The organism is Stenotrophomonas sp. CCNWLW57, from assembly GCF_037203925.1.
Lineage (GTDB): Bacteria > Pseudomonadota > Gammaproteobacteria > Xanthomonadales > Xanthomonadaceae > Stenotrophomonas > Stenotrophomonas rhizophila_A.
Map to the genome: position 1 here is coordinate 165,504 of NZ_JBBCBJ010000004.1, position 26,329 is coordinate 191,832.

The window sequence follows — 26,329 nt, forward strand, 5'->3', positions numbered from 1 at the left end:
GCATCCGAAGGCGGCATCATCACCGCCACCGATAATCCATCCGGCGTTTAAACGATCCGAAGCCCACGTTTGATTGATCCCAATCCCAATGGGCCCGTAAAAATTCGTAGCCCCGGCCGTTGGCCGGACACCGCGCGCAGCGCGGCCCAAGCATCCGAAGGCGGCATCATCACCGCCACCGATAATCCATCCGGCGTTTACACGATCCGAAGCCACCCACCAGACGTCCATGACCCCGGATCGAAAAGCAGCCGGCCAACGGCCGGCGCTACCGCTTCTGCGCGAACAGCCATTCCCACATCGCCGCGTCCGCGTACGTTGCATCCCACGCGTTGTGGTTGCCCTGCGGGTACTCGGTGTAGCGCACGTCGCCGGCGCCGGCGGCATCGAACGCGGCCTTCAATTTTCTGTCGTCGGCGGGCAGCACCACATCGTCCAGTGCCCCATGGAACATCCAGATCGGCGTGGCCTTGAGGCGCTCGGCGATGGCGGCATAGGGATCGGCTTCGTTCGCCACGGACTCCACGAACAATGACGCCCGCACCGCGCGCGGCGCCAGCACCGCGCCGCACACCGGCACGATCGCGGCGAAACGGGTGGGGTGTTCCAGCGCGATGTTCCAGCTGCCGTAGCCGCCCATCGACATGCCGGTGAGATACTGCCGCGCAGGATCGGCGCCGAACTCGACGATGGTGGCATCCAGCGCGGCCAGCGCGATGCGGTTGTTGATGCCCGACCATTCCTGGTCTTCCGGCGCCTGTGGCAGCACCACCAGTGCCGGGAAGTCGCGCGCGTGGTCGCGCAGGTGCGGGCCCAGCCCGGCGGTGGTCTGGCGATGGCCGTCACTGCCACGCTCGCCCGACCCATGCAGGAACAACACCACGGGCAATGCGCCGCGCTGCGCCTTGGCATCGCGCGGCACGAATACCTGGTAGCGCGACGCGCGCCCGTCCACGGTGACGCTGCGCTCCACGAAGTGCCCCTTGTCCGCAACGCGGGTCGTGGCACAGCCGCTCAGGACGAGCACCGCCACCACCCACATCCACCACGCCGCGCGCTGTCGTGCCATTGTCTTTCCTCGGCTGAAATCGTTTTCAGTCTAGGCGCGGACGTCGGCGCAGGCATCTTGCAGTGCATCAGTCCGGGCGCGGCACCGAAGCCAGGATCTCCAGCTGTTCGATCGCCTCGGGGTGGCCCTCGGCGGCAGCTGCCTGCACCTGGGCCAGGCTGGGGTGGACCACCAGCAGGATGGGGTTCTCGCACTGCGGGCAATCGAACTCGGCCTCGTCCTCGTGCAGTTCCATGCTCATCTCGCGCGAGGTGCCCTGCCATTCGCAGGCGGGGCAGGTGTGGGTCTGGTCGCGCCAACCGGCGGCGAAGTAGTTGTCGAGGGTCAGGGCCATGTCGGTGAACCGGTCAGTGCAGCAGGATCAGGGTGGCCAGGCCCAGGAAGCTGAAAAAGCCCATGACGTCGGTGACGGCGGTGACCACCACGGTGCCGGCCACGGCCGGGTCCACGTTCATGCGCTTGAGCAGCAGCGGCAGCAGCACGCCGGCCAGCGCCGCGGCACAGAAGTTGATGATCAGCGCCAGGGTGATCACCAGCGACAGCAGGAAGCTGTGGAACCACAGGTAGGCAATGATGCCGACCACGGTGCCGATCAGGGTGCCGTTGATCAGCGCCACCCGCGATTCCTTCCACAGCAGGATGCGCGCGTTGCTCTGGCCCACCTGGCCCAGCGCGATGCCGCGCACCATCAGGGTCAGCACCTGCACCGCCGCGTTGCCGCCGACGCCGGCCACGATCGGCATCAGCACCGCCAGCGCAACCACCTTCTGCAGCGTCAGCTCGAACTGGCCGATCACCGTGGCCGCCAGGAACGCGGTGCACAGGTTGATGCCAAGCCACACCACGCGGCCGCGCACGGCGCGCTTGATCGGGGAGAACAGGTCTTCTTCTTCGTCCAGGCCGGCCGCGCCCAAGGCCTGGTGCTCGGCCTGCGAACGGATGATGTCGACCACGTCATCGATGGTGATGCGGCCGAGCAGGATGTTGTTGTCGTCCACCACCGGCGCCGACACCCAGTCATGGTCGGAGAACTGCCGGGCCACTTCGTCGGCGCTTTCGCCGACGTCGATGGCCGGCTGCTCGTCGTCGATCAGGCGGTTGATCGGGGTGCTGTCCTCGTGGGTCACCAGCGAGGCCAGCGACAGCCGGCCCAGGTACTGGTGGCGGCGGCTGACCACGAACAGGTGGTCGGTGTGGTCGGGCAGTTCGCCGCGCAGGCGCAGGTAGCGCAGCACCACGTCCACGTTGACGTCGGCGCGCACGGTCACCACGTCCGGGTTCATCAGGCGGCCGGCGCTGTCCTCGGGATAGGACAGGACCTGCTCGAGCCGCTCGCGGTTCTCGCGGTCCATCGACTTGAGCACTTCGTCGATGACCGTATCGGGCAGGTCTTCGACCAGGTCGGCCAGGTCATCGATGTCCAGGTCTTCGACCGCGGCGATGATTTCGTCCGGGTCCATGTCGGCCAGCAGGCTTTCGCGCACTTCCTCGCCGACGTGGACCAGCACCTCGCCATCGTCTTCCGGGTCGACCAGCCCCCACACCACTTCGCGCTTGCCCGGCGGCAGCGATTCCAACAGGTTGCCGATCTCGGCCGGCGCCAGCGTATTGACCAGCCGGCGCACCGGACCCAGCCGCCCGCTGTCCAGTGCATCGGACAACAGTCGCAACTGGCGCGCCGTCTTGTCGTGGCGTACGGCTTCGGCCATGCACAGCTCCCGCGGCAAAAGAAAAAAGGCCGCTATCCCGGACAGGATGCGGCAGAGGGGGTGGTCACCGCGTCATTATCGCTTGGATGCATGACAAACCGGTAGGTCAGCGCGTCACGACCAACGGTCGTGACCTGCCGGGCTGTTCATTGGTTTGTGTCGATCCAGCGCTCGATGCTGCGCCGGTCGCGTGCGGCCAGCAGCTTCGGTGCTGCGGCCTGCAGTGCGGACAGATCGCTGTCGCGCACCGCGCGCCGCACCTCCAGCAGCGTGCCGGGGTGCAGGCTGAACTCGGTCAGGCCGAGCGCGAGCAGCATGCGGGTCATGCGCGGGTCGCCGGCGATCTCGCCGCACACCGCCACCGGCACCTGGTGTTCGCGGCCGGTGCGCAGGATGTGCGCCAGCAGGCGCAGCACCGCCGGGTGCAGTGGCGAATACAGCTCGCCCACCGCTTCATTGTTGCGGTCGGCGGCGAGCAGGTACTGCACCAGGTCGTTGGTGCCGATCGACAGGAAGTCGACCAGGTCGATGAAACTTTCCAGCGCGATCGCCGCAGCCGGTACTTCGATCATCGCCCCGAACGGGATGTGCTCGGCCACTTCGTGGCCCTCGGCGCGCAGCAGCTCGGCCTGCTTGTTCAACCGCCGCCGGACCGCCAGCAGCTCCTCGCGGGTGCTGACCATCGGCAGCAGGATGCGCAGCTTGCCGTAGGCAGACGCCCGCAGGATCGCGCGCAGCTGGGTATCGGCCACCTTCGGCCGGGCCAGCGACAGGCGCACGCCACGCAGGCCCAGCGCGGGGTTTTCTTCGTTGCTCAGGGTCAGGCCGGTGCGGTCGGCCTTGTCCGCGCCCAGGTCCAGGGTGCGGATGGTCACCGGTCGCCCGCTCATGCCGAGCGCCGCATCGCGGTAGGTTTCGAACTGCTCCTGTTCGTCGGGCAGCTCGTCGCGCTGCAGGAACAGGAATTCGGTGCGGTACAGGCCCAGCCCGTGCGCGCCCAGCGCATGCGCCTCGGTGACGTCTTCGCGCGATTCGGCGTTGGCCAGCAGCGCGATCTCCACCTTGTCGCGGGTGCGGCTGGGCTTGCTGCGCAGGCGGCCCAGCTCGCGCTGTTCGCGGGCCTGGTCGCGCAGGCGGGCGCGGTAATCGCGCAGGTCCGGCGGCAGCGGGTTGACGGTGATCTGGCCGGTGCTGCCGTCGATGCCCAGCACGTCGCCGTCGGAAATCTTCTGCAGCAGGTTGGGAACGTTGACGATCAGCGGCAGGTGCAGGCTGCGCGCCAGGATCGCGCTGTGCGAGAGCGCGCTGCCGGCGGCGGTGACGATGCCGACCACCCCATGCGCCTGCAGCTGGGCCAGCTCGGAAGGCGCGATGTTGTCGCAGACCAGGATTTCACCGGCCAGCCCCTTCACGTCCGGCGGGCGTTTCTGCAGGAAGGCATGGATGCGGCCGATCACATGGTCCAGGTCGTCCATGCGGCTCTTCAGGTAGGCATCGTCCATGCCATCGAAGACCTTGGCCAGGCGGTCGCGCTGGACGCGCAGCGCATACCCGGCGCTGTACGGACCGCTGCGGATCAGCTCGTCCAGGCCGAACAGCAGTTCGGGGTCGTCCAGCAGCAGCGCGTGCAGGTCGAGGAATTCGCCCACTTCCTGGTTCAGTGCACCCTGCAGCCGCTGGCGCAGGTCGTGCATTTCGGCGCGGGCCGCGTCCACCGCCAGGTGCAGGCGCTGCAGTTCGGCCGCCACCTGGGCCGGGGCGATGCGCTGTTCGGCGACTTCCAGGGCATGCGGCAGGCGCACCCGGGCGCGGCCGAGGGCATTGCCACGCGAGGCCCCGTGCCCGGCCAGCAGCAGGGCACCGGACGCGGTCCGTGCCGGTGTGCTGGAACCCGGTCGCGACGGTGGCCCCGGCATGCTCAGCTGTCCTCGTCGAAGCGTCGCTCGAACAGGGCCACCACTTCGTCCATGGCGGCCGCTTCGTCTTCGCCGTCGATGCGCACGGTGACCGGGGTGCCCTGGCCGGCGGCCAGCAGCATCACGCCCATGATGCTCTTGGCGTTGATCTCACGGCCTTTGGCGGCCATGGTCACGTTGCAGCGGAAGGGCGCCAGCACCTGCACCAGCTTTGCAGTGGCGCGGGCGTGCAGGCCCAGGCGGTTGGATACGGTGAGTTCACGTTCAAGCATCGTCGACAATCGCTCCATTGCGAGTGCCCGCCGCCGCAGTGGCGGGCAGTTGATCCAGTCCCTGTTCCGGATAATTCATCACTCGCAACAACATCGGCAGGCTCAGCGCCGAGACCCGGCGTGCCGGGGTGCCCAGGCGGGCCAGCTGCGCTGCCAGATTGCTCGGGCTGGCGCCATACAGATCGGTCAGGATCAAAACGCCCTCACCGCTGTCCACGCGCCGGAGGGCGGCCGAGGCGAGCGGGAGCAGGGCATCCATGTCTGCGTCGAACGGTACTTCGAAAGCTTCGGTCTTCAGCGGCAGGTGCCGCAGGAGTCGGGTCGCCACGTCCAGCAGGGACGTACCGACGCCGGGATGCGTTACAAGGAGAATGCCACAGGTCATTGTCGAACGTTAACATCCCAACATGAATTGGGGATACACCACGGTAGCAACGGACCGTTGGTCCGTTGGCTTTGATCAATCCAGTTCGCGGTGGAACGTAGCCACTTCCGGCCAGCCCTGGTCGCGCGCGTGCCGGGCCAGGCGTTCGGCCAGGTACACCGAACGGTGCTTGCCGCCGGTGCAGCCGAAGGCCACGGTGACGTAGCTGCGGGTGTCGTTGCCCAGGCGGGGCAGCCAGGTATCCAGGAAGTCGATCAGCTGGTCCACGTACTTCTGCACGTCCGGCTGGCTGTCCAGGTACTCGCGCACCGGTGCTTCGCGCCCGGACATCGGCCGCAGCTCCGGGTTCCAGTGCGGGTTGGGCAGTACCCGGGCGTCGAACACGAAGTCGGCCTCGGCCGGGACGCCGCGCTTGTAGGCGAACGATTCGAACAGCAGCGAGAGCTTGTTGCCGTGACTGAGCGCGAACTCGGTCACCACCTTGCGGCGCAGCTGGTGCACGTTGAGGGTGGTGGTGTCGATCACCGCGTCGGCGGCGCGGCGCAGCGGGGCGGTCAGTTCGCGCTCGCGCGCGATCGCTTCGGGCAGCGACAGGCCCAGCTGGCTCAGCGGGTGTCGGCGGCGGGTGTCGGCGTAGCGCTTGAGCAGCGCTTCATCGGTGGCATCGAAGAACAGCAGCTGCGCGTCCAGCCCGGCCGCCTGGGCATCTTCGCGCCAGTGCGACAGCTGGCTCAGGTCGCTCTGGCCGCGTACGTCGATGCCCACGGCCAGGCGGCGCGGGGCGTCGGCATCGTGGCCGGCCAGCAGGCTGCGCACGAAGTCGGGCAGCAGGTTGATCGGCAGGTTGTCCGAGCAGTAGTAGTCGAGGTCTTCGAAGGTCTTCAGCGCCACCGTCTTGCCGGAGCCGGACAGCCCGCTGACGATGATCAGGGTGGCGGCGGTGGTTTCGGCGGCGGCGGTCATGGGGTACGGCGTTCCAGCAGGTTGCTGTGGCGGGCGATGAACATCGCGGCCGGGTCGATGCCCTTGGTGCGCAGGATGTGCAGTCGGGTGGCCGCCTCGGTCAGCACCGACAGGTTGCGGCCGGGCATCACCGGCAGGGTGATCAGCGGCACGTCCAGGTCCAGCACGTGGCGGGTTCCGGAATCGCCGGTCAGGCGCTCGTAACCATGGGGTGTGGGTTCGGTCATGGGCTTGGTCAGGTGCACGATGAGCCGAAGGTACTTGTTCTTCTTTACCGCCGTGTCACCGAACATCTCGCGTACGTTGAGCACGCCCAGCCCGCGCACCTCCAGCAGGTCCTGCAGCAGCTCGGGGCAGGTGCCGTCGAGCACGTCCGGGGCGATCTGGGTGAACTCAGGCGCATCGTCGGCCACCAGGCGGTGGCCGCGGCTGAGCAGTTCCAGCGCCAGTTCGCTCTTGCCCGAACCGGCTTCGCCGGTGATCAGCACGCCGATGGAGTAGATCTCCATGAATACGCCATGCAGGATCACCCGGGGGGCCAGGGTCCGGGCCAGGTGGTAGGAGAGGTGGTTGAGCAGCTCGTGGCCGCGCTTGGGCGAGATCCACAGCGGGGTCTGCGATTCATCGGCCGCCGCGCGCAGGTCTTCCGGGCAGGGCTGGTTGCGGGTGATCACCAGCGCCAGCGGGTGCGACTGCATGATCCGCTCGATGGTTTCCCAGCGCTGGCGCGAATCCAGCGAATCCAGCCAGGACAGCTCTTCGGTGCCCAGGATCTGCACTTTGTTGGGGTAGATGGCGTTTAGATAGCCGGCCAGCGACGGGCGCCGCGAAACGGTGTTGCCGGCCTCCAGCTCGCGCCGCTCGCCCTTCTGCCCGGCCACCCAGCGCAGGCTCAGGCGGTCACGCTGCTGTTCGAACAGTTCACGCGCGGTGATGCTGGTATTCATGCGGCGCTCGCCGGCGGGGGAAATTCGATCACCTGGCGCAGTGCCGCCGCATCGCGCGCTTCGCGCAGCGCCTGGCGGATGGCCGGCTCCGAAAACAGCTCGGCCAGCTCGGACAGCAGCATCAGGTGTTGATGGGTGTAGTGGCTGGGCACGGCGATGGCGAACACCAGGTCCACCGGTTCATCGCCGCCGAAGTCCACGGGGGTCTCCAGCCGCAGCAGCGCCCCGCGGGGGCGTTCCAGCAGCGGCGCGCGGCCGTGGGGGATGGCGATGCCGTGGCCGATGGCGGTGCTGCCCAGCGTCTCGCGCTCGCGCAGGTTGGTATAGAGCAGCTCAGCGTTGGCTTCGCGGCAGGCCAGCAGCCGGGCGGCTGCCTTGAGCACACTGTCACGATCGGCGGCCGGCAGCACCTGGGTGCGCACGGCCGCCAGTAGATCATTCAAAGGCATGGAAAGGGGGGAGCGGGGGCGTCAGGCGTCATTGTCGCCCAAGGGAGCCGGAACCGGGGCGTGCTGGTGCTTTTTCTCCTTGTGCTTGATCACCAGCCGGTCCAGCTTGTCGGCGAGCACATCGATGGCCGCATACATGGTCTGGCCGTTGGCTTCGGCGTGGAGGGTCTGGCCGGGGATGTTCACGCTGGCGTCGACGTGGTGGTCGGGCTTCTGAAGCTTCAGTGTGACCCGCGCGTCGCAATGCTGATCGAAGTGCTTGCCGATCCGTGCCAGCTTCTCCTCTACGTAGGAATGCAGGGCCGGGGTGACTTCGACATCTTTGCCAAACGTTTCGATGCGCATCGGGTTTCTCCTTTGTTCGGATGAGCCAATGAACCTTGCCGCCAGGCGTGTGAGCGTCAGGCGATGCGTACTCGTTCGTGCGAGGCGGAAATGTTCATGGCTTCACGATACTTCGCCACGGTGCGGCGCGCCACCGGTATTCCAGAGGTCTTGAGCAGGTCAGCCAGCTTGGCGTCAGAAAGCGGCTTGCGCGGGTTCTCGTCGTCGATCAGGCGCCGGATCATGGCCTGGATGGCGGTGCTGGAGGCCTCGCCGCCGCTGTCGGTGTCGATCCCCGAGGCGAAGAAGGCGCGCAGCGCCAGGGTGCCGCGCGGGGTGCGCACGTATTTGCGGGCAATGGCCCGGGAAATGGTCGATTCGTGCAGGCCGAGCTCGCCGGCCACCTCGCGCAGGGTCAGCGGGCGCAGGGCCTGGGCGCCGAACTCGAGGAAGGCGGCCTGCTGCTGCAGCAGGCAGCGCATCACCCGCAGCAGGGTCTCGCCACGAGCCTCCAGGCCCTTGAGCAGCCAGCGCGCCTCCTGCAGGTGGCTGCGCAGGTAGCCGGCGTCGCTTTCGCCACAGCGGCGGATCATCTGTTCATAGCCGCGGTGGATGACCACCTTGGGCCCGGCATGGCCGGCCAGGGCGGCCCGCCAGCTGCCGTTCTGGCGCCAGACCACGCAGTCGGGCACCACGTAGCTGTCGTGGGCCAGTTCGCCGATCTGGGTGCCCGGGCGCGGGTCCAGCGAGCGCAGCAGCTGCACGGCGGTGTCCACCGCCTCCACCGGTTCGCGCAGTTCATGGGCAATGCCGGCCACGCCGCTGCGCGGCAGGCGCTCCAGCGGCCCATCGGCAATGCGCCGGGCCAGGGCCAGGCCGGGGGTCTGCGGGTCCAGCACGTCCAGCTGCAGCTGCAGGCATTCGCCCAGGCTGCGCGCGCCGACCCCGATCGGGTCGAAGCGCTGGATCTGGTGCAGCACGGTGAGGATCTCGGCTTCATCGGCATGAATGGCCGGGAGCAGGGTTTCGGCGATGGCCGACAGCGGTTCGCGCAGGTAACCGTCGTCCTCGAACGCGTCGATCAGCGCGGCGCCGATGCTGCGGTCGCGGCGCGACAGGTGCGACAGGTGCAGCTGCCACAGCAGGTGGTCGGCCAGGCTTTCGGTCTCGGCCACGCGCTCGGCGGCGCTGCCGTTGTCGTCATCGTCGAACGAGCCGCCGCTGCTGCCGCTGCTCCAGTCGCCTTCGCCGGGTGCCCAGTCATCGGCGCCAGAGGGGGCGGAATCGGCGTCGCCGCCGTTGTCGCGTTCGGCCACTTCGGGCGGTCGCTCATCGCTGTCCGGCGCGGCATCCAGGGTGGGTTCGGCGTTCTCGGCCCAGTCCAGCAGCGGGTTGGTTTCCACCGCCTCGGCGATTTCCAGTTCCAGTTCGGCGCTGGACATCTGCAACAGCTTGATGGCCTGACGCAGCTGCGGCGTCATGACCAGTTGTTGTCCCAGCGATGTCTGCAGCCGTGCTTTCATGCCTGTGCCGAACGGAGGGAAGGCGCTGCAGCGGCCGGCGGTCAGAGCTTGAAGGTCTCTCCAAGGTACACGCGGCGGACGTCTGCGTTTTCCAGGATCGCGTCTGGTGCCCCCTGCGCCAGTACGCTGCCTTCGTTGAGGATATACGCGCGGTCGCAGATTCCCAAGGTTTCGCGCACATTGTGGTCGGTGATCAGTACCCCGATGCCACGCTGCTTGAGGTGCAGGACGATGCGCTGGATCTCGCCGACCGAGATCGGGTCGACGCCGGCGAACGGCTCGTCCAGCAGGATCAGGCGCGGCTTGGCGGCCAGCGCGCGGGCGATTTCGCAGCGGCGGCGCTCACCGCCGGACAGGCTGGCGCCCAGCTGGTCGGCCACGTGGTTGATCTGCAGCTCGTCCAGCAGCGAATTCAGCTCCTTCTCGCGGCCGGCCTTGTCCAGGTCCTCGCGCAGTTCCAGCACCAGGCGCAGGTTGTCGGCCACGGTGAGCTTGCGGAAGACCGACGGTTCCTGCGGCAGATAGCCCACGCCCTGCTTGGCGCGGGTGTACATGGGGTCGGCGGTGATGTCCTTGCCGTCCAGCACGATGCTGCCGGCGTCGGCCTCGACCAGGCCCACGATCATGTAGAAGCAGGTGGTCTTGCCGGCACCGTTGGGGCCGAGCAGGCCGACCACTTCACCGGCGTCCAGGGTCAGCCCGAATTCCTTCACCACTTCGCGCTGCTTGTAGCGCTTGCGCAGACCTTTGGCGACGAGCATTACTTCTTGCTCCCGGCGGTGGGGACGGTGGTCTTGGCCGGGGCAGCGGCCGGCTTGGCGGCCGGGGCGGCGCCCTTGTTCTTGGGCGGGATGACCGTGCGCACGCGCTGTCCGTCGCCGCCGCTGTTCATCTGGCCGGTGGCGGTGTTGTAGGTCATCGTGCCACCCGAATTGGTGCCCTGCGCGCTCTTGACCGTGTAGTTGCCGGTGAGCACGATGATTTCCTTCTTGATGTCGTAGTCGATCTTGTCGGCCTGGGCTTCCATCCAGGTGCCGTCATCGAGCTGCTGTTTCATCTTGGCCTGCTTGCCGGTGAACACCGCACGCACCGCTTCACCGTCCTTCATGTGGATGTCGGCCTGGGCGGAGCGGATGTCGAGCGTGCCCTGGGTGATGGTGACGCCGCCCGACAGGGTGGTGACGCCATCGCCGACCAGCGTTCCGGACTGTGCCCCGGCGTCGATGGTCATTTCCTGGTTGCGGTCGGAGGTCTTGGCCTGCACGCCGACGGCGGGCACCATCAGGCTGAGGGCGAGGGCAACAGCGTGGAGGGTTTTCATGACGTGGGGCTTTCCTGCCGGATTCGGGGAAACGGCCAAGGCCGTTGTTGAAGTGTGGTGGCGCATCACTGACGGGGCGTGTAACGGCTCTTGACCTGGCTCAGGAACTGGTAGGTCTTGTCGCTGGAGTTCAGCGCGAAGCCGACGCCGGATTGGGTCATGCCCGGTCGGGTCAGGGTCACCAGTCCATCGGAGGTGGCGCGGTTTTCCTTGGGGAACACGTCCAGCTGCTCGGTGCGGAACGTGGTCGGTGGAATGCTGGGCACCCGCGGGCTGTCGCCGCTGACGTTGCCCGACAGCCGCAGCTTGTCGCCGGTGGCGCTGACCCAGCCGGTGTCGCTGCGCAGTTCCCAGTGGTTGCCGTCGCGGTCGGGCAGCAGGAACAGCGGGGTCTGGATGGTCATGGTCTCGTCGCTGCGGGTGCGTTCCAGCAGCGGTGCGCGCAGCGTGGTCGATTCGCGGCCCTGTTCGTCCAGCGCGATGATCTGGAAATCGTGCAGCACGTAATCCTTGCTGGCATCGTCGCCCGCGACGATCTCGGCCTTGTCGCGATCGCGCAGCAGGGACCAGCCGCTGAACAACGCAGCCACCAGCAGCAGGCCACCCAGTGCGGTACGCCAGTTCATGCGCCGAACCTCGCCAGGACCGCATCCACGTGACCCTGCGCGGCCAGCAGCACGTCGCACAGCTCGCGTGCGGCACCGCGGCCCCCGTCCAGACGGGTCTGCCAGTGCACGCGTTCGGCAATCCAGGGATGGGCATTGGCCGGCGCCACCGCCAGCCCGACCGCGCACAGCGGGGCCAGGTCGGGCAGGTCATCGCCCATGAAGGCCACCTGGTCCAGGCCGATGCCGTGCTGGTCGCACAGGGCGCGCACGCTGGCCAGCTTGTCGCCGACCGCGATCTGGGTGTCGATACCCAGGTCGGCGCCGCGCTTCTGCGCCGACAGGCTGTTGCGCGCGGTGATCAACACGGGGTGGATGCCGTGCTGCTGCAGCAGTTTCAGGCCAAGTCCGTCCTGCACGTAATACGCCTTGCTCTCGTTGCCATCACGGTCGTAGTAGAGCCGACCGTCGGTGAGTGTGCCGTCCACGTCGAAACAGGCCAGCCGGATACGGCCGGCAACGGCATGCAGGTGGGACGGGAAACCGGGCAGCGGGGAGTAGGGCATCAGGAGCGCAGGTCAGCTGAATGGAGGAGTGTCACTGTGGTTTAAACCACCCGGGCCCGCAACAGGTCATGAATATTGAGGGCGCCAACCGCGCGGCCCTCGCCATCGACCACGATCAGGCCGTTGATCTGCTGGGTTTCCATGACCCTGGCCGCTTCCACGGCCAGCTGGTCGGCGCCGATGGTACGCGGGGTGCGGGTCATCACGTCGACGATACGCGCGCTGCGCACATCCAGGTCGCTGTCCAGGGCGCGGCGCAGATCGCCGTCGGTGAACAGACCCACCAGGCGCTGGCCGGCATCGACCACGGCGGTCATGCCGAGCCGCTTGCGGCTCATTTCCACCAGCGCCTCGCTCAGGCTGGCGTTCTCGCCCACCTGGGGCAGCTCGTCGCCGCTGTGCATCACATCCGTGATGTGCAGCAGCAGGCGCCGGCCCAGGCTGCCGGCCGGGTGCGAGCGGGCGAAATCGTCGGCGGTGAAGCCGCGCGCGTCCAGCAGGGCCACCGCCAGCGCATCGCCCATCGCCAGCGAGGCGGTGGTGCTGGAGGTCGGGGCCAGGGCCAGCGGGCAGGCTTCGGCCGGCACGCTCACGTCCAGGTGCACGTCGGCGGCCAGCGCCAGCGACGAGCCGGGGCGGCCGGTCATGGCGATCAGCCGGTTGCCCTGGCGCTTGAGCACCGGCAGCAGCATCAGCACTTCGTCCGATTCGCCCGAATAGGACAGGGCCAGCACCACATCGGCCTCGGTGATCATGCCCAGGTCGCCGTGGCCGGCCTCACCGGGGTGCACATAGAACGCCGGGGTGCCGGTAGAGGCCAGCGTGGCGGCGATCTTGCGGGCCACATGGCCGGACTTGCCCATGCCCGTGGCGACCACCCGGCCGCGACTTTCCAGCACCAGCTGGCAGGCCTGGCTGAACCCCTCGCCCAGGCGTTCGGCTACTGCGGCAAGGGCATCGCGCTCGATCTCGAACACGCGGCGGCCGCTGGCAACCAGCGCGGCCGGGTCGGCCGATGAGGGGGGCAGGGGCGATACAGCCATGCGGGCGCCACGCGGAAGAGTAGAATGAGCGCACATTTTATTAGGAAAGCCCGTTGGACGCCGAGACCATCCGCAAATTGATCGAAGACGGCCTGCCGGGCGCCCGCGCGGACGTGCAGGGCGATGACGGCGTGCATTTCGAGGCCACCGTGGTGTGCGACGCCTTTGCCGGCAAAATGCCGCTGGCGCGCCACCGGATGGTCTATGCCACCCTGGGCGATCTCATGGGCGGGGCGATCCACGCCCTGGCGCTGAAGACGGTGACCCCGGCCGAAGTGGCCGGTTGATCGCCGAAGTACCCGTTGCCTTCGACCATCCAGCCGACCATCGGTCGGCGCTACCACACCCCAAGTAGACTCCATGGCCAAGATCGTAGTGACCGGCGGCAAGCCGCTGCACGGTGAAGTGAACATTTCCGGCGCCAAGAACGCCGTCCTCCCCATCCTGTGCGCGACCCTGCTGGCCGATGCGCCGGTGGAAATCACCAACGTGCCGCACCTGCACGACGTGGTGACCACGGTGAAGCTGCTCAGCGAGCTGGGGGCCAAGGTCACCATCGACCAGGGCACGCTGTCGCGCGGCAGCGCGATCGTGGTCGACCCGCGCCCGGTCAACCAGCACGTGGCCCCTTATGAACTGGTGCGCACCATGCGCGCCTCGATCCTGGTGCTGGGCCCGCTGCTGGCCCGCTTCGGCGCGGCCGAAGTGTCGCTGCCCGGCGGCTGCGCGATCGGCTCGCGCCCGGTTGACCAGCACATCAAGGGCCTGCAGGCGCTGGGTGCGGAGATCGTGGTCGAGAACGGCTTCATCAAGGCCCACGCCAAGCGCCTGAAGGGCGCGCACTTCACCTTCGACATGGTCAGCGTGACCGGCACCGAGAACGTGCTGATGGCCGCCGTGCTGGCCGAAGGCACCACGGTGCTGGACAACGCGGCGATGGAGCCGGAAGTCACCGACCTGGCGCACTGCCTGATCGCGCTGGGCGCGAAGATCGAAGGCCTGGGCACCGCCCGGCTGGTGATCGAAGGCGTCGAGCGCCTGTCCGGTGGCCGCCATGAAGTGCTGCCCGACCGCATCGAAACCGGCACCTTCCTGGTGGCCGCGGCGATGACCGGCGGCAAGGTCACGGTCAACCGTGCCCGCCCGAACACGATGGACGCGGTGCTGGCCAAGCTGGTCGAAGCCGGTGCGAAGATCGACACCACCGACGACAGCATCACCCTGGACATGCAGGGCAAGCGCCCGCGCGCGGTCAACCTGACCACCGCGCCGTACCCGGCGTTCCCGACCGACATGCAGGCGCAGTTCATGGCGCTCAACTGCGTCGCCGATGGCGTGGGCGTGATCAACGAAACGATCTTCGAAAACCGTTTCATGCACGTCAACGAACTGCTGCGCCTGGGCGCGGACATCCAGGTCGAAGGCCATACCGCGATCGTGCGCGGTGCCGAACAGCTCAGCGGTGCGCCGGTGATGGCCACCGACCTGCGCGCGTCGGCCTCGCTGATCCTGGCCGGGCTGATGGCCGACGGTGACACCACCATCGACCGCATTTACCACCTGGACCGCGGCTACGAGAACATCGAAGAGAAGCTGTCGTCGCTGGGCGCCACCATCCGGCGCATCGCATGATCCTGCGCGGCCAGTTCACCCGCCGCCGCAAGGCGCTGCTGATCCTCGTGCTGGTGGTGCTGGGCTGGCTGGGCTATGCCTGGTATGCCGATATCGCCATCACGCAGGGCCTGGAACAGCAGGACATGGACTGGAACGGCGATGGCACGGTCAGCCGCACCGAGGTGCTGCAGGCGTTCTATGCGGTCGGGGTGACCACGACCGTGGAAGGCAACCGCCATTGCCGTTCGTTCTACTGGCGCAAGACCGGCGAGCAGATCCGCGTGGACTGCAAGACGGTGTTCCAGGCCGAAACGCCCGCGAAATAAAAAAACGCCCGCAGTCGCGGGCGTTTTTTTGTATCGACCACCGGCAGGTATCAGTACCACCGGTAGGTACCGACCGTTGGTCGGTACCCGTGGAATCACTTGAACGATTTGATGGTCAGGTCCAGCGCGTCCTTGCCACCTTCGCGCTGCAGCAGCCGCGCCGGAACCGGGAAGTCCTTGACCACCCACGCAATCAGCTCCTTGTTGCCGTCCACGCGCGAGACCTTGGTGGCGTCGTAGGCCTTGCCTCCCACGTTGACCTGTTCCTTGCCGACCACTTTGTAGGTCATCGGCTTGACCCGGCCTTCGTCGACCATGCGGTAGGTCAGCGGCTTGCCGGCGGCCAGGTCGCGGGCGATCGCCAGGTTGATCAGCAGTGCGTCCATGTCGCCGGTCTTCAGCGCCACCGGGCCGGCACGGTCGGGCTTGATGTCGCCGGTCCAGGTGGCCTGGTTCTTCGTCCAGTCGTAATTGGCCTGCACGTTGCGCTTCTTCACCAGCAGCACCGAGCTGTCCTTGCTGCTGAGCGGGCGCAGGCGGCCGTTGGCTTCTTCGAACACGGTGTTCTGGCTGAGCGTAGCCATCGGGCTGCGCACGTCCAGGCTGTACGTCCAGGTGTTGCCGTCGGCCTTGGCCAGGGTCATGGTGCCCGGGGCCTGCACGCCCATGTAGTTGGCCTGGTACTGCGCGGTGAACGGCTCCATCGCCATCGCCGGCAGGCTGATGACGGCGAGTGCGCCAGCGGCGATCCAGGTCAGCGGGCGGGTCGGAATGCTCATGCTCAAACTCCTTGGTATTCGATCAGGCGCAGGTCGATCCGATCCTGACCGTCTTCGCGTTGCAGGATGCGCACCGGGGTGGGAACCCCGTTGGCGATCCAGAGGATGGTTTCATCGTTGCCGCCGTTGGTGCGATACACCCGCAGCGCGTTGTAGGAAAGCTCGCCGACCTCGACGTTCTCGGTGTCCGGTGCGGCCTGGTAATCATGCTGGCGCACCCGGCCCATATCCGCATAACGGTAATGCATCTGCCCACCCGGGCGCGCATCGCGCATGATCGCAAGATTCAGCAGCAGTGCGCTCTGGTCGCCCGGCTGCAGCGGAACCGGCTGGGTGCGTTCCTTCTTCAGGTCGCCTACCCACTGTGCGGTACCGGCCTTCCAGTCGTAGGTGCCGGTAACCTTCTTGCCCATGAACAGGCCCTTGCGCACGGTCGCCTGGCTCAGCGGCACATAGGTGGTGCCGTGCTTCTCGAACACGGTGCTCTGTTCAATGTTCAGGCCCAGCACGCTGGCAAAGCCGCGCCGGCCCACCACCTGCATGTCCACGCGCCACTGGTCGCCACCGGTGTGGGTGACGCGCATGGTCGCATCGCCGGCTTCCTTGCCCTTGTACAGGGCCTGGTAGGTGGCGGTGAACGGCTCCAGCGCGGGTGCCTCCCAGGTACTGGGGGGCGGCAGCACCGGCAGTTCCGGCGGGGTGGGTTCCTGCGCCTGCGCGATCGCCACCGTGCACAGCAGGGAGGCGAGCAGCACCAGCGGTTTGGACAGAGAGGTTTTCATGCGCGCGCGGATGCGGGGGAAGGAGGAGGATGCCAGCGGCCGGGTCAGCGGCGCGTGTGCGCCGCAGTCAGGGGGCCAGCTGTCCGGCGCAATCTAGGCGCAGGGGACTGAACAGGGGGTGGCCGTCAACCTCCAGCTGACCGTCGCGTTCAGTTACGCGGCCGGCCACCAGCCACTGCAGGCTGGCGATCAGCAGCGGGTGCTCCACCGCCAGCACGCGCTGGGCCAGCTGTTCGGCGCTGTCGCCGGGCAGCACCGGCACCCGCGCCTGGGCCAGCACGGTGCCGGCGTCCAGTTCGGGCACCACGAAGTGCACGCTGGCCCCGGCTTCGGCATCGCCGGCCTCCAGCGCGCGGGCGTGGGTGTGCAGGCCCTTGTAGAGCGGCAGCAGCGACGGATGGATGTTGACCAGCCGGCCGGCAAAACGCTGCACGAAGGCTTCGCCGAGGATGCGCATGTAACCGGCGCAGACCACCCAGTCCGGCGCGAAGGCGGCCAGCGCGTCGCCCATCGCGGCGTCGAAGGCGGCGCGGTCGGCAAAGTCCTTGGGCGAGCGCGCCCAGCGACGCTCTGGCGCGACTTTCTGAAGTGCCGAGGCCTCCGGCTTGTCCGACAGCACCGCCACCACCTCGGCGTCGAGGGTGCCGGCGGCGATCGCATCGACAATGGCCTGCAGGTTGCTGCCACGGCCGGAGGCCAGCACCGCGATGCGGCTGCGCGACCCTGCTGACGCGGTGTTGCCGGCCGACGTCATGCCGCGACCGCGCCGTCCGTGGCAGCAAAGCTGGCCACCACTTCCGGGCGCATCAGTACGATCAGGGCGTAAACGCCCAGCGCGATGCCGAGCGCGCCGGCCAGGCAGGCCGCGCCGGCGGCGATCTTGCACAGCTTGTGCGAACGGCGCTCGGCCATGCGCCGCGCGCCGAGGATGTTCAAGGTACCCAGGCCGGCGAAGATCGCGCCGGCGCCAACCATGATCGCCGCCAGCAGGGCCGGCTGGGCGTTGGGGTTGGCGCTGTTGCTTTCGCTGATGTAGCCGCCGGCGGCGCCCAGCAGCAGGATCGGCACCAGCAGCAGTTCCAGCACGCCCAGGATGTAGAACAGGATCTTCAGGGTATGCAGGTGCGAGGCGACCTGATGCGGTGTCCAGCCGCGCGGGAAGTTCAGCGGCGGGGGGGTGGAAGACATCGGCAGGCCTCAGGCGTGGGCAGTGGGGGAAGCGTCGAAGGCGGCCTTGACCGCCGGCCGCAACAGCACGATCAGGGTGAACACGCCCAGCACCGTGCCCAGCGGCATCAACATGCACGACAAGGCGGCCACGACCAGGCACAGCGTATGCCGCTGCTGGCGGGCCAGGCAGCGCCCGGCATACGCCATGAAGCCGGCCAGGGTCAGCCCGCACAGGATCAGGATCGAGCCGATCACGATGAACATCCAGCCGAACAGCCGGGTTTCATCAGGCGACGCCGCCCCGCCATTGCTTTCAATGGGCATCGCGCCGCTAAGCGCAGCGATGCCGATGCCCACATGGATCAGCGGAAACAGCGAGAACAGCGCGGTCAGGCCGGCCACGACGTAATGGAAGATCGACAGCAATCGCAGGTGCGAGGCGTCTTCCAGTGACAGCGCAGGGGCGGGAGGGAGCGGTGCGTCCATGCAGGTCTCCTTGGCCGGTCAGCCGATCCGCACGCGTTCGGCGCCGTCGGCCGTGGTGACCTTGCCGATGGTCCACTGCGCCAGGCCCTGGGCCTCGACGGCGGCGGTCACGCTGGCCACCTGGTCCGCGGCGACGATCAGCACGAAGCCGATGCCGCAGTTGAAGGTGCGCCACATTTCGCTGTCGGCCACCGCGCCTTCTTTCTGCAGCCACTGGAACACCGGCGGCAGGATCCAGGACGAGGCATCGATGTCCAGGCCCAGGCCGTCGGGCACCACGCGGATGATGTTCTCGGTCAGCCCGCCACCGGTGATGTGGGCCATGCCGTGGATGGCCGCGCCATGGGTCTTGAGCAGGGCCAGGATCGGCTTCACGTACAGGCGGGTCGGCGCCATCAGCGCATCGACCAGCTTGACCCCGCCTTCCAGTTCCAGGTCGGCCGGCTGGCCGGCACGGTCATAGATGCGGCGCACCAGCGAGTAGCCGTTGGAATGTGGGCCGGAGGAGGCGATGCCGATCAGCACGTCGCCTTCAGCGACGCTGGCGCCGTCCTTCAGCTCGCTCTTTTCCACGCCGGCCACGGTGAAACCGGCCAGGTCGTACTCACCCGGGGCATACATGTCGGGCATTTCAGCGGTTTCGCCGCCGATCAGCGCGCAGCCGGCCTCGGTGCAGCCGTTGGCGATGCCGCCCACGACCGCCGCGGCGGTGTCGATGTCCAGCTTGCCGGTGGCGAAGTAGTCCAGGAAGAACAGCGGCTCGGCGCCCTGCACCAGCACGTCGTTCACGCACATGGCGACCAGGTCGATGCCGATCGTGTCGTGGCGGCCCAGCTGTTGTGCCAGCTTCAGCTTCGTGCCAACGCCATCCGTACCCGACACCAGCACCGGCTCGCGGTACTTGCTGGAGAGGTCGAACAGCGCCCCGAACCCGCCCAGGCCACCCATCACCTCGGGCCGGAAGCTGCGCTTCACCAGCGGTTTGATGCGCTCGACCAGTTCGTTGCCCGCGTCGATGTCGACGCCGGCGTCGCGGTAGGTCAGGGGGGAGGGGTTGGACGGGGAATTGGTCACGGGCGTCGGCGCTGCGCTGGGGTGAAAGCGGGATTTTAACAGGCCACGTTGGCGCGCAGGCCCTATTCGGGCAACAATTCCCCCCGGATACGCTCAATGGAAGTCCTGATGCGCCGCAGCCTCTTTGTAATGATGTTCCTCGCGCTGTGCCTGCCGGTGGCCACGATGGCCCAGAGCGGCCTGCGTACCGAAGGCGACGTGGCCACGGCCAGCGGAGCCTACGAGGCCGAAGTGCCGGTCAACAGCCAAGGCGAGTCCGACCGCAACGGGGCCCTGGCCCGCGCGCTGGGCAACGTGCTGACCAAGCTGTCGGGCGACCGCAGCGTGCTGTCCCGCCCGGGCGTGATGCAGGCCCTGCGCGACGCGAAGAACTACGTGGCCAGCTATGACTACCGCCAGGACCAGAGCACCTCGGCCAGCGGCGCCCCCAGCTACCGCACCATGCTGGTGGCCCGGTTCCGCCAGGACGACGTGGACGGGCTGATTTCCGCGCTGGGCCTGCCGCTGTGGCCGCAGCCGCGGCCCAAGCCGGTGATCTGGCTGGCCATCGATGACGGCTCCGGCCCGCGGTTGGTCACGGTGCAGCAGGCCAATGCGGCCCGCCCGTTGCTGAACCGGGCCATCGAGCGCGGCTTCAAGCTCGGCCTGCCGACCGGCAGCGCCGCCGAGCAGGCCGTGGTCGGCGCGATCTGGCGCCAGGACACCGCAGCCGTGGCCCGTGCCTCCTCGCGCTACGCCCCGCCGATGCAGCTGGTCGGCAAGCTCTACCGCGACAGCACCGGCGGTTGGGTCGCGGACTGGGTCTTCGTGGACGGCGGCAAGGAACTGAACAAGTGGACCGTGAAGGACAGCGACGCCCGTCGCGCGATGTCCAGCGGCGCCGATGGCGCGGCTGACGCGCTGGTCAAGCGCTACGCCAAGGCCGGTGCGGCCACCGGCGCGGCCGGCACCTACACCATCGCCGTGACCGGGGTGGACAGCGCCGAGGACTACATGCGCCTGGCGGCCGGCCTGCGCGAGAACCCGGTGGTGCGCAACATCACCCCGCTGCGCGCCTCGGGCAACCGCCTGGAACTGTCGCTGGAAATGACCGCCGGCCTGGCCGGGCTGAACCGCATGCTGGGCGAGAACGGCGTGATCGTGCCGCTGGCCCCGCTGCCCGTGCCGATCGATGAAGACGCGGCCCCGGGCACCCCGCCGCCGCCCGCCAGCAACGAGTACCGCCTGCGATGATCCTCACCCCGGAAGCCGAGATCGCGCAGTTCCTGCGCCGCGTCAAGTACATCCTGTTCGCGCTGGCGGTGGGTTGGGTGGTGTGGCTGCTGGCCCCGATCCTGACCCCGTTCGTGCTTGCCCTGGCGCTGGCCTGGCTGGGCGACCCGCTGGTGGACCGCATCGAGGCCAACGGCCGCTCGCGCAACACCGGCGTGGTGCTGGTGTTCGTGGCGATGGTGCTGGTGATCACCGCCGCGCTGCTGATCCTGGTGCCGATGATCGAACGCCAGATTTCCACCCTGATCGCGGCCATCCCGCAGGCCCAGCAGTGGCTGATGGAGAAGGGCATTCCGTGGTTCGAGCAGAAGACCGGCATGGAAATCATGCCGTGGCTGGAACCGGACCGGCTGATCGAATGGGTGCGCAGCCATTGGGAACAGGCCGGCGGCTTCGCCAAGACCTTCTTTGGCTACGTGTCGCGCTCCGGCTTTGCGATGGTGACCTGGGTGGTCAACATCCTGCTGCTGCCGATCCTGGCGTTCTATTTCCTGCGCGACTGGGACAAGCTGGTCGAGCGGGTTGCCTCGACCATTCCGCGCAACCATGTGGGCACCATCACCAAGCTGGCGCGTGAATCCAACGAAGTGCTGGGTGCGTTCATCCGCGGCCAGTTCCTGGTGATGGTCGCGCTGGGCCTGATCTACGCCATCGGCCTGTCGCTGGTGGGCCTGAAGCTGGGCCTGCTGATCGGCCTGATCGCCGGCCTGATCAGCTTCATTCCGTACCTGGGCGCCACCACCGGCATCGTCATGGCGGTGCTGGCCGCGCTGGTCCAGGCGCAGGGCTTCGACCTGAAGCTGCTGATCCTGGTCGGCGTAGTGTTCACCGTGGGCCAGCTGCTGGAAAGCTACGTGCTCACCCCGCGCATCGTGGGCGACAAGATCGGCCTGCACCCGGTGGCGGTGATCTTCGCGGTGATGGCCGGTGGCCAGCTGTTCGGCTTCCTGGGCATGCTGCTGGCGCTGCCGGTGGCGGCGGTGAGCAACGTGCTGCTGCGCTATGCGCACCTGCGCTATCGCGAGAGCGAACTGTATGCCGGCGAGAAGACCGCGATCGTGCTTGATTCGTACATCGACAAGCCGACCCTGATCGTCGATGCGCCGAAGGGCCCGGACCTGAAGTGAGCGTAGTGCCGCAGCTGCCGCTTGCCCTGCGCTACCCGCAGGACGAGCGACTGGAAACCTTCATCGGCGCGCCCGATGGCGCGCTGGCGCAGCTGCGCGCCATTGCCGTGGGCGACGACCCGCACTGGGTGTACCTGGAAGGGGCGGCGGGCACCGGCAAGACCCACCAGGCGCTGGCGATGTGCTCGCTGGCCGAACAGGCCGGGCGCCAGCCGACCTACCTGCCGCTGAAGGCGGTGGTGGGGCGCACCCGCGCTGCGCTGGAATCGCTGGAAGGCCGCGACCTGGTGGCGCTGGATGGGCTGGATGCGGTGGCCGGCAACCGCGACGACGAAGTGGCGCTGTTCGATTTCCATAACCGCGCGCGCAGTGCGGGCATCACCTTGATGTACACCGCGCAGCACGCGCCGGACCAGCTGGGCCTGGTACTGCCCGACCTGCGCTCGCGCCTGCAGCAGTGCGTGCGCGTGGTACTGCAGCCGCTGGATGACGAAGGCCGCGCGGCCGTGCTGCGTGAGCGTGCGGCGCGGCGGGGGTTGTCGATTGATGAGGCGGCCATCGAGTGGCTGCTGACCCGCACCGGGCGGGAGCTGGGCAGCCTGGTGAGCCTGTTGGACTGGCTGGACCGGGAGTCGCTGGCCGCGCAGCGGCGCATTACCGTGCCGTTTCTGCGGCAGGTGGTGGAAGAAGGGTCGCACCGGTTGTGATGACGCGCGGCTTCGGCCGTGGTCATGCGTCTGTCGCACCGATGGACGGTATCGGCGGTTGATCGGAATCCAACCCTACCGCAGGGTTGCGTCCAGATCTGCCAGGCGTTCTGGTGTGCCTACGTCGGTCCACCTTCCTCGATGATGTTGTCCGGTTACGCGGCTGCTTGCCATCGCGTGGCGCATCAGCGGGGCCAGGCCAAACTGTGGCGGAGTTGCAGCTGCGCCTTCGGTGTTGCCGATCACGCTGCGCCATCCATCGAGAATCGCCGGGCGAAATACCCCCACGCCGGCGTACGTCAGCCGCGGTGCGTCGCCTTCATCACTGACCGTGCCATCCGCGCGCAGGATGAAATCCCCGCGCGGGTGCTGCACCGGGTTGTCGACCAGCACCAGGTGCGCATCGCCCTTTGGTTGCCGTGGCAACGTGGCGACATCCACATCGGTCCACACATCGCCGTTGATCACCAGGAACGGCGCATCGCCCAGCAGTGGCAGCGCATTGAGGATGCCGCCACCGGTCTCCAGCGGCACCGCGCCTTCGTCGATGAAATGCAGGCGCAGGCCCCACCGATCCCCATTGCCCAGCGCGGGTTCGAACTGGTCGCCCAGCCACGAGGTGTTGATCACCACCTCGCTGAAACCGGCCGCCGCCAACCGCTCCAGGTGCCACACGATCAGCGGTTTGCCGCCTGCCACCAGCAACGGCTTGGGCGTGGTGAGCGTGAGCGGGCGCATGCGCTCGCCCTTGCCGGCGCTGAAGATGATCGCCTTCATGCGCGGCTGGACACCGGCAATGCCAGCGCGGCCATCGCCGGCTTGATCCGTTCCTGCAGCAGGGTGTTCAACCCGGCCAGTTCCGGATGGCGCGGCAGCACTTCATCCAGGTAGCGGATGAAACGCGGCGCGTCGGCGAAATAGTGGCCCTTGCCATCGCGGTCGCGCAGGCGCACGAACAGGCCCAGGATCTTCAGGTGGCGCTGCACGCCCATCCAGTCGGCATCGCGCAGGAACTGCGGCCACGGCCGCACCGGCAAGCCTGCCGCCAGCGCCTGTGCGTGGTAGCGCGCCAGCCAGGCATCCACGCGCGCCAGCGGCCAGCTCAGGAACGCATCCTTGAACAGGCTCACCGGGTCGTAGGCAATCGGTCCGCGCACCAGGTCCTGGAAATCCAGCACGGCCGGGCCGGGTTCGGTGGGCATCAGGTTGCGCGGCATGAAGTCGCGGTGGGTCAGCACCTGCGGCTGCTGCAGCGCGTTGTCCATCAGCCGGCGATGCGCCAGCTGCAGCGTTTCAAGCTCACCGCAGTCCAGCTGCAGGCCCAGGTGGCGCTGCAGGAACCATTCGTCGAACAGCCCGGCATCGCGCTGCAGCAGGGCCTCGCCGAACGACCCCATGCCCTCGGGAACGGGAATCTGCTGCAGGCGGATCAGCTGCCCGAAGGCGGCATCGAACCATGCGTCGGCATTAGCGTCATCGATGTGCCGGGCCAGGGTCGGGCCACCGAGATCTTCCAGCAGCAGGAAGCCCTGTTCCTCGTCGCGGGCCAGCACGCGCGGTACGCGCACGCCGTTGGGTTCCAGCAGGTCATGCATGCGCAACCACGGGCGAACATCCTCCAGCCCGGGCGGCGAATCCATCACGACGTGGCTGCCGTGCACGCTGGTGGCGCGCCAGTAGCTGCGGAACCCAGCGTCCACCGACGCCCGGTCCAGGTGCAGGTCGGGGTCGCCCAGCGCGGCGCAGGTCCACTGCCGGCGAAGCTCGGCGCGCAGTGGGTCGGAAGCAGGATCGTTCATGGACAGGTACGTCGAAGCGGCGCCCTGCGGCGCTCGGGAAGAAGGGGGGAAGTGCGTTCAGCGCTTGCTGCTTAACAGGCGGAGCAGGGCCAGCACTGCAATGGCGCCCAGGATCGCGCCAATGAAGCCGGCCGGTTCGCCGCGCGCATACCAGCCCATGTACTGGCCGAACCAGCCGGCCACCAGTGCGCCGACGATGCCCAGCACGATGGTCAGCAGGCAGCCCATGCGGTTGTTGCCGGGCATCACGAAGCGCCCGAGCAGGCCGACCACGAAGCCGACCAGGATGATGTAGAGCCAGCTGGTGCTGCCGAACAGACCATTCATTGCGCTGTTTCCCGCAGAAGATTGACGCAGCCTACCAAGGGCAGGCTGCGTCCGTCATCGTCGCTATCAGCAGCAGCCGTGGCCGCCGTGGCGGGTGCCGCTGTCGGCGGCCACCGGCGAACCGCTGGTTTCACCGCGCAGGCTGGCCGCATAGTGCTCGCTGATCACCTTGGACACGCACGAGGTGACGCGCTTGCCCATCGGGATGTGCAGGAACTCGTTCGGGCCGTGCGCGTTGGAATGCGGGCCGAGCACGCCGGTGATCATGAACTGCGCGCCGGGGAACTTCTCGCCCAGCATGCCCATGAACGGAATCGAGCCGCCTTCGCCCATGTACATCGCCGGCTTGCCGAAGAAGGTCTGGCTGGCCTCGTCGATCGCCTGGGTCAGCCACGGCGCCATTGCCGGAGCGTTCCAGCCCGAGGAGGCCTTTTCCAGGTCCAGCTTCACTTCCGCGCCGTTCGGCGGGTCGCGCAGCAGGGCTTCCTTCAGCAGTTCGCCACAGGCCTTGCCGTCGGCGGTCGGCGGCAGGCGCAGCGACAGCTTCACCGCGGTATGCGGGCGCAGCACGTTGCCGGCCGAGGCCAACGGCGGCATGCCGTCCACGCCGGTCACCGACAGCGCCGGGCGCCAGGTGCGGTTGAGCACCAGTTCGGTGAGGTCGTCGTTCATCGGCTTGAGGCCGTCGACCATCGGGAATTTCTCGAAGATCTCGGTATCCACCACCTCGGCAGCGCGCTTGGCCTGGGCCTGGCGCTCTTCCGGAATCTCCACGTGCATGCCGTCGAGCAGGATGCGGCCGGTCTTTTCGTCTTCGATGCGCGACAGCAGCTGGCGCAGCAGGCGGAAGCTGGACGGCACCACGCCGGAGGCATCGCCCGAATGCACGCCTTCGTTGAGCACCTTCACCGAGAAGTTGCCGCCGGTCAGGCCGCGCAGCGAGGTGGTGCACCACAGCTGGTCGTAGTTGGCGCAGCCCGAATCCAGGCACACCACCAGCGACGGCTTGCCGATGCGGTCGGCCAGGTGGTCCACGTAGGCCGGCAGGTCGTAGCTGCCCGATTCCTCACAGGCTTCGATCAGCACCACGCAGCGCGCGTGCGGCAGGTTCTGTTCCTGCAGCGCCAGCACCGCAGCCAGCGAGCCGAAGATGGCGTAGCCGTCATCGGCGCCGCCGCGGCCGTACAGCTTGTCGCCGCGCAGCACCGGCACCCACGGGCCGAGGTCGTCGTCCCAGCCGGTCATTTCCGGCTGCTTGTCCAGGTGGCCGTACAGCAGCACGGTGTCGTCGCCGGTTTCGGCGCCGGTGGCGGGAATTTCCAGCAGCAGCAGCGGCGTGCGGCCTTCCAGGCGCACCACTTCGACTTTCAGGCCCGGCAGCTTCTGCGCCTTGGCCCAGGTTTCCATCAGGGTGACGGCCTGCTCCATGTACCCGTTCTCGACCCAATTGGCGTCGAACATCGGCGATTTGTTGGGAATGCGGATGTATTCGACCAATTGCGGAACAATCTCGCTGTCCCACTTTTCACTGACGAATTGGCCGAGCTTGGCGCTGTCCATCTGGTACTCCGAATGCATGTGGCTGATCCCGCCATTCTACGCCTGAGCAGGGGGTAGGGATTTCCCTACATCACGTCAGGTATTTGGCTGGCTGTGTGAAGGTGATGTGGACGATAGGCTGTGTGTATGTGGCGAGGGACACTGACTGCTCCGACGGGATGCCGGCAGGAGTCGGTCCGACGTCACAGGGAGCTACACGGTGGGGCCTTGGTTT

General features: G+C 67.7%; 33 protein-coding genes. 6 read left to right on the plus strand and 27 right to left on the minus strand.

The genetic code is table 11. The features are described 5' to 3' along the window. From V9K91_RS11180 to V9K91_RS11260, 17 genes are all read right to left on the minus strand, one after another. Positions 1–231, minus strand: a 231-nt coding sequence (locus V9K91_RS11180; protein ID WP_337308188.1) for a hypothetical protein, incomplete at its 3' end; no start/stop codon positions are given. Positions 232–268: 37 nt separating this feature from the next. After that, on the minus strand, positions 269–1,069 hold the full coding sequence (locus tag V9K91_RS11185) for an alpha/beta hydrolase-fold protein (protein ID WP_336442879.1): 801 nt from the start codon (positions 1,067–1,069) through the stop codon (positions 269–271). Between the two features lie 67 nt (positions 1,070–1,136). Then, positions 1,137–1,403, minus strand: coding sequence for a hypothetical protein (locus tag V9K91_RS11190; protein WP_249833859.1), 267 nt, complete (start codon positions 1,401–1,403; stop codon positions 1,137–1,139). A 13-nt stretch (positions 1,404–1,416) separates the two neighbouring features. After that, positions 1,417–2,778, minus strand: coding sequence for a magnesium transporter (gene mgtE, locus V9K91_RS11195; RefSeq protein WP_068849782.1), 1,362 nt, complete (start codon positions 2,776–2,778; stop codon positions 1,417–1,419). A gap of 146 nt (positions 2,779–2,924) precedes the next feature. Further along, positions 2,925–4,694 (minus strand): phosphoenolpyruvate--protein phosphotransferase, encoded by a 1,770-nt coding sequence (gene ptsP / locus V9K91_RS11200; protein WP_245357167.1) that lies wholly within the window; start codon positions 4,692–4,694, stop codon positions 2,925–2,927. A 2-nt stretch (positions 4,695–4,696) separates the two neighbouring features. Beyond that, entirely contained in the window at positions 4,697–4,966 is a 270-nt protein-coding gene (locus V9K91_RS11205; protein WP_068849785.1) for an HPr family phosphocarrier protein, read from the minus strand. Continuing rightward, positions 4,959–5,351 (minus strand): PTS fructose IIA subunit family protein, encoded by a 393-nt coding sequence (locus V9K91_RS11210; RefSeq protein ID WP_068849788.1) that lies wholly within the window; start codon positions 5,349–5,351, stop codon positions 4,959–4,961. The genes V9K91_RS11205 and V9K91_RS11210 overlap by 8 nt, the downstream gene beginning before the upstream one ends. 75 nt (positions 5,352–5,426) lie before the next feature. Continuing rightward, complete coding sequence (gene rapZ, locus V9K91_RS11215; RefSeq protein WP_320458748.1) at positions 5,427–6,314, minus strand: RNase adapter RapZ; 888 nt, start codon at positions 6,312–6,314, stop codon at positions 5,427–5,429. After that, positions 6,311–7,261 carry an HPr(Ser) kinase/phosphatase gene (gene hprK, locus V9K91_RS11220; RefSeq protein WP_068849794.1) on the minus strand — a complete coding sequence of 317 codons (951 nt, stop codon included), beginning with the start codon at positions 7,259–7,261 and terminating at the stop codon, positions 6,311–6,313. Before hprK ends, rapZ begins: the two co-directional genes overlap by 4 nt. Beyond that, on the minus strand, positions 7,258–7,710 hold the full coding sequence (locus V9K91_RS11225) for a PTS sugar transporter subunit IIA (RefSeq protein WP_068849797.1): 453 nt from the start codon (positions 7,708–7,710) through the stop codon (positions 7,258–7,260). The genes hprK and V9K91_RS11225 overlap by 4 nt, the downstream gene beginning before the upstream one ends. 21 nt (positions 7,711–7,731) lie before the next feature. Continuing rightward, a complete protein-coding gene (raiA, locus tag V9K91_RS11230; protein WP_068849799.1) occupies positions 7,732–8,055 on the minus strand; it encodes a ribosome-associated translation inhibitor RaiA in 324 nt (107 codons plus the stop codon). Between the two features lie 56 nt (positions 8,056–8,111). Beyond that, a complete protein-coding gene (locus tag V9K91_RS11235; protein WP_184125073.1) occupies positions 8,112–9,557 on the minus strand; it encodes an RNA polymerase factor sigma-54 in 1,446 nt (481 codons plus the stop codon). Positions 9,558–9,598: 41 nt separating this feature from the next. Beyond that, a complete protein-coding gene (gene lptB, locus V9K91_RS11240) occupies positions 9,599–10,318 on the minus strand; it encodes an LPS export ABC transporter ATP-binding protein (protein ID WP_068849805.1) in 720 nt (239 codons plus the stop codon). Further along, on the minus strand, positions 10,318–10,878 hold the full coding sequence (gene lptA / locus V9K91_RS11245; RefSeq protein ID WP_068849808.1) for a lipopolysaccharide transport periplasmic protein LptA: 561 nt from the start codon (positions 10,876–10,878) through the stop codon (positions 10,318–10,320). The genes lptB and lptA overlap by 1 nt, the downstream gene beginning before the upstream one ends. A gap of 65 nt (positions 10,879–10,943) precedes the next feature. Next, positions 10,944–11,504: an LPS export ABC transporter periplasmic protein LptC gene (gene lptC, locus V9K91_RS11250; protein ID WP_068849811.1), complete on the minus strand. Its 561-nt coding sequence runs from the start codon at positions 11,502–11,504 to the stop codon at positions 10,944–10,946. Then, complete coding sequence (locus V9K91_RS11255) at positions 11,501–12,049, minus strand: HAD hydrolase family protein (protein ID WP_093533331.1); 549 nt, start codon at positions 12,047–12,049, stop codon at positions 11,501–11,503. Before V9K91_RS11255 ends, lptC begins: the two co-directional genes overlap by 4 nt. A 41-nt stretch (positions 12,050–12,090) precedes the next feature. Then, positions 12,091–13,092, minus strand: coding sequence for a KpsF/GutQ family sugar-phosphate isomerase (locus tag V9K91_RS11260; RefSeq protein ID WP_068849816.1), 1,002 nt, complete (start codon positions 13,090–13,092; stop codon positions 12,091–12,093). A gap of 53 nt (positions 13,093–13,145) precedes the next feature. Between V9K91_RS11260 and V9K91_RS11265 the strand changes: the two genes are divergently transcribed. From V9K91_RS11265 to V9K91_RS11275, 3 genes are all read left to right on the plus strand, one after another. Continuing rightward, on the plus strand, positions 13,146–13,379 hold the full coding sequence (locus V9K91_RS11265) for a BolA family protein (protein WP_068849819.1): 234 nt from the start codon (positions 13,146–13,148) through the stop codon (positions 13,377–13,379). A gap of 73 nt (positions 13,380–13,452) precedes the next feature. Beyond that, positions 13,453–14,724, plus strand: a complete 1,272-nt coding sequence (murA, locus tag V9K91_RS11270) for a UDP-N-acetylglucosamine 1-carboxyvinyltransferase (RefSeq protein WP_095363733.1) — start codon at positions 13,453–13,455, stop codon at positions 14,722–14,724. Beyond that, positions 14,721–15,032 carry a hypothetical protein gene (locus V9K91_RS11275; RefSeq protein WP_068849825.1) on the plus strand — a complete coding sequence of 104 codons (312 nt, stop codon included), beginning with the start codon at positions 14,721–14,723 and terminating at the stop codon, positions 15,030–15,032. Before murA ends, V9K91_RS11275 begins: the two co-directional genes overlap by 4 nt. A 95-nt stretch (positions 15,033–15,127) precedes the next feature. Here the strand turns inward: V9K91_RS11275 and V9K91_RS11280 are convergent, their stop codons facing one another. The 6 genes from V9K91_RS11280 to purM all read right to left on the minus strand — a co-directional run bounded on the left by V9K91_RS11280 (position 15,128) and on the right by purM (position 19,293). Further along, positions 15,128–15,811 carry a DUF3108 domain-containing protein gene (locus tag V9K91_RS11280; protein WP_093533332.1) on the minus strand — a complete coding sequence of 228 codons (684 nt, stop codon included), beginning with the start codon at positions 15,809–15,811 and terminating at the stop codon, positions 15,128–15,130. Between the two features lie 2 nt (positions 15,812–15,813). Next, the gene (locus V9K91_RS11285; RefSeq protein WP_336442878.1) at positions 15,814–16,593 is read right to left on the minus strand and encodes a DUF3108 domain-containing protein; all 780 of its coding nucleotides are present in this window, start codon (positions 16,591–16,593) and stop codon (positions 15,814–15,816) included. Positions 16,594–16,660: 67 nt separating this feature from the next. Then, on the minus strand, positions 16,661–17,347 hold the full coding sequence (purN, locus tag V9K91_RS11290) for a phosphoribosylglycinamide formyltransferase (protein ID WP_336442877.1): 687 nt from the start codon (positions 17,345–17,347) through the stop codon (positions 16,661–16,663). Then, entirely contained in the window at positions 17,344–17,781 is a 438-nt protein-coding gene (locus V9K91_RS11295) for a hypothetical protein (protein ID WP_184125082.1), read from the minus strand. The genes purN and V9K91_RS11295 overlap by 4 nt, the downstream gene beginning before the upstream one ends. A 9-nt stretch (positions 17,782–17,790) precedes the next feature. After that, on the minus strand, positions 17,791–18,249 hold the full coding sequence (locus V9K91_RS11300; RefSeq protein ID WP_336442876.1) for a hypothetical protein: 459 nt from the start codon (positions 18,247–18,249) through the stop codon (positions 17,791–17,793). An 18-nt stretch (positions 18,250–18,267) separates the two neighbouring features. Next, positions 18,268–19,293: a phosphoribosylformylglycinamidine cyclo-ligase gene (gene purM / locus V9K91_RS11305; RefSeq protein ID WP_336442939.1), complete on the minus strand. Its 1,026-nt coding sequence runs from the start codon at positions 19,291–19,293 to the stop codon at positions 18,268–18,270. 138 nt (positions 19,294–19,431) lie between these two features. On the opposite strand from purM, the gene V9K91_RS11310 reads away from it, so the two are divergent. Genes V9K91_RS11310 through hda form a run of 3 tightly spaced genes read left to right on the plus strand, consistent with a single transcriptional unit; the run spans position 19,432 to position 22,429 of the window. After that, positions 19,432–20,556, plus strand: coding sequence for a DUF2066 domain-containing protein (locus V9K91_RS11310; protein WP_083214254.1), 1,125 nt, complete (start codon positions 19,432–19,434; stop codon positions 20,554–20,556). Continuing rightward, entirely contained in the window at positions 20,553–21,722 is a 1,170-nt protein-coding gene (locus tag V9K91_RS11315) for an AI-2E family transporter (RefSeq protein WP_095363738.1), read from the plus strand. Before V9K91_RS11310 ends, V9K91_RS11315 begins: the two co-directional genes overlap by 4 nt. After that, on the plus strand, positions 21,719–22,429 hold the full coding sequence (gene hda / locus V9K91_RS11320; protein ID WP_068849849.1) for a DnaA regulatory inactivator Hda: 711 nt from the start codon (positions 21,719–21,721) through the stop codon (positions 22,427–22,429). The genes V9K91_RS11315 and hda overlap by 4 nt, the downstream gene beginning before the upstream one ends. Positions 22,430–22,504: 75 nt before the next feature. Here the strand turns inward: hda and murU are convergent, their stop codons facing one another. The 4 genes from murU to V9K91_RS11340 form a co-directional block, all read right to left on the minus strand. Then, complete coding sequence (gene murU, locus V9K91_RS11325; protein WP_095363739.1) at positions 22,505–23,206, minus strand: N-acetylmuramate alpha-1-phosphate uridylyltransferase MurU; 702 nt, start codon at positions 23,204–23,206, stop codon at positions 22,505–22,507. Next, complete coding sequence (locus V9K91_RS11330) at positions 23,203–24,228, minus strand: phosphotransferase (protein WP_095363740.1); 1,026 nt, start codon at positions 24,226–24,228, stop codon at positions 23,203–23,205. Before V9K91_RS11330 ends, murU begins: the two co-directional genes overlap by 4 nt. Positions 24,229–24,285: 57 nt before the next feature. Continuing rightward, positions 24,286–24,555, minus strand: a complete 270-nt coding sequence (locus V9K91_RS11335) for a GlsB/YeaQ/YmgE family stress response membrane protein (protein WP_095363741.1) — start codon at positions 24,553–24,555, stop codon at positions 24,286–24,288. Between the two features lie 66 nt (positions 24,556–24,621). Beyond that, complete coding sequence (locus V9K91_RS11340) at positions 24,622–26,115, minus strand: M20 family metallopeptidase (protein WP_093533374.1); 1,494 nt, start codon at positions 26,113–26,115, stop codon at positions 24,622–24,624. Positions 26,116–26,329 lie beyond the last annotated feature (214 nt).